Here is a 2916-nt window from a genome sequence, read left to right on the forward strand (position 1 = left end):
CTGGTCACTAGGGCTGACAGGAATGCAGGATTACGGCTGAGCGGGTCGGCTACATTTGTGCGCCCTGGCTGGTAAATGAAATTTATATTTTCTTCACCAAAACTTGCCAGATACCCAGTCCACTTAATCTGCATCCTGGTCATAGTCCTGAAAGTTCCAGTGTTGGGCTTGTGATCTGTAATGAGGTCAAAAACCCGGCCCTGCACATATGATCGATAGTGGATCACAGCACAGAAGGCAGCTAGTAGTTCCTTGTCACTAGTGCTGTACCTTGTCTCCGCACTAGAAAGCTTGCGGCTAAAATAGGCAACAGGCCTTCTCTCTTGCATCAGGACGGCACCAATGCCAAATCCTGAAGCATCTGACTCTATCTGGAATTTCTTAGTAAAGTCAGGTAATGCCAGGCATGGAGCATGCGTGAGTGCATACTTGATTCCATCAAAGGCATCCTTGTGTTCCTGACTCCACTGAAAAAAGTGGCCTTTGCGAGTCAAGTCTGTGAGAGGTGCAGACAGCTGGGAATAGCCTTGCACAAAATCCCTGAAGAAATTGGCAAGGCCCAGAAACTGCTGCACATGGTTCACATTTGCTGGTGTAGGCCATTCTTGTACAACTTGTATCTTCTTGGGATCCACGCGGAGGCCATCGGCCCCCACTATGTGGCCCAGGAAGGGTAAGCTAGTCTGGTAAAAGGAGCATTTGGGAAGCTTAGCAATCAGCTTTTCCTTCCTCAAAATGTCCAGCACGATTTTAACATGCTGCTTGTGTTCCTCCAGTGACTTGCTGAAGATCAGGATATCATCGAGATAAACGATAACAAAATCCAGATGCTCAAATATCCTGTTCATCACTGACTGGAAAGTGGCTGGTGCGTTTGAGAGACCAAACGGCAGGACCAAAAACTCATAATGCCCCACTGGTGTGCGAAACGCAGTCTTAGGCACATCTGAGTCTTTGATCTTAATCTGGTGATAGCCTGACATCAAGTCAAGACTACTAAAATATTTACCACCCTGCAGGCGATCAAACAGATCATCTATCCTGGGCAGAGGGTACTTGTTTTTAATTGTGATCTTGTTGAGCGAACGGTAATCTATGACCATTCTGAGGGTGCCATCCTTCTTCTTCACAAACAGTATAGGACTGCCAAAAGGAGAAGTGGAAGGTCTAATCAGGCCCTTGCTCAGCAAATCTTGTACTTGTCTCTGCACTTCTTCCTTCTCAGCAGGGCTGAGTCGGTAGATTTGCTTGAACACAGTCAATCCTTCATTCACGAGAGGGATTGTGTGTACAACTGGTCTGTCTGGTGGCAATCCCTGAGGTTGCTCTGTGCACAACACATCTGAATAGTCATGCACTAGCTTGTCTACCTGTGAGAGATCCTCAGATGCTTGTGCTGGTGCTTGTGAGATGCTGGCATTTATCATGGAGTCACAGGAGAGTTCAGAATCACTCCTTACAAACACCATGAAAGTTTCAGCATCATCTGCTTTCAGCTCATGTTCAAAAGACAGAGCATTTATAATTGGGCTCAGAGTCTGAGTGTCCCAGTTAATATGTACGTCTGGGACAGCCGGCACTGAATGCATGAAACCTAAGTGGTAAAAATATGCCACTGCTGGTCCATCAAAATGCAAGCTTGTCCTGTGCCTGGCTAGCCAATCTTGTCCCAGGATAATATCAAAAGACATATCAATGATCAGCAGATCTACTGGTTCCTTGTAAGTATTCATACAGAGGTCTATTGTACAGCTAGTGCTAGTCTTCTGCTTGCTGCCATTGAAGGCGCGGACTTGTCTTGTGCTTGTTGCGCTCGTTGCCCATCCCCCCGCAGAAACACAATGCTGGGAGGCGCAGGAGTCAGTTGAACCTGAATCCAGCAAAATATTGACCTGAACACCTTGCACTGTGCCTTGCACGAGCATTCGCAGTCTGGGGTGTGGGCTAGTGGGCTGGGCTGGTGGGTCATACAGAATCTGCATGGCTTGTCTCAGGGGAAAATTAACTGTATCAAAGACACAGTCCCCTGGCTTGTATTCCCTGAGCACTTTCATGCTCTGCAAACATGACCTCCAGGCTCCAAAGCCTTTGGGCACCATGATGCACAGGGACATGGAGGGCTGCTGAATTTTCAGAGCCCTATAACTGGTCATAAAGCTAGTAACCTGATCAGGGGTCTCACACGAGAACCACACATGATCATGCTGGTGTGCTAGTGCTGGTAAATTATCCACCTGGTCTGGAAGGACTTTCACAGAAATCCTCCGACCAGTCAAAGCTTGTAGCTGGTCTTGTTCTGTGGAACTCAAACCACAGTTGCGCTCGGTGGGCTCTGTGAGGAGAGGGGAGAGAGAGGAGGTCTCAGTTACTGACCCGGGCTTGCGGGGAGGCGTCCAGGCGTCTGGGACGATGATGGGCGTAGGCATGCCGTTGGCCATCTTCACCGGGCAGTTGTGCAGTCCACGATCATGCGCGCCAGGGATCCGCGGCTTGCCCGGGACGTTGACCTTCTCGCCGCAGTGGAAGCACAGGTCCAAGGCAGACGCGTACAGCTGCTCTCGGCTGCCGGAGGGGTACTGCGGCGTGAAATGAGGCCGCCAGTTGTCAGGCGAAGGCGCTGGTCCCTGTTTCAACACACCCCGCTTGTAACCGCTAGTCTTGTTGGGCTCGTCCCTTTTCCTCTTCTTCCCTTGTTGGCCAAAGGCCCCATTTGCTTGTCTTGTACTTGTGTTGTTGCTTGTGTGCTGGTCTGGTTCATCACCCAAATCTGCTGGTAATGAGGTGTTCCTCTTTTGGCTCGCCTCAAAATTGACAGCATAGGAGATCAGGCTTTGCAAATCCTGAAAAGGTGTCCCAGACTGTGGGTTCCAGGTACACTCTCTCCTGACACCATCTTTGAGACCTGAGAGGAAACAC

At 49.6% G+C, this 2916-nt stretch carries 1 protein-coding gene; it reads right to left on the bottom strand.

Translation table 11 applies throughout. The annotated features are described in order from the left end of the window. Window positions 1-2153: hypothetical protein (locus tag IVW53_15710; protein MBF6607010.1), on the bottom strand; the 2153-nt coding region annotated here is incomplete at its 3' end. Between the last annotated feature and the right edge of the window lie 763 nt (window positions 2154-2916).

This window comes from Chloroflexota bacterium (genome assembly GCA_015478725.1).
GTDB lineage: Bacteria > Chloroflexota > Limnocylindria > Limnocylindrales > CSP1-4 > C-114.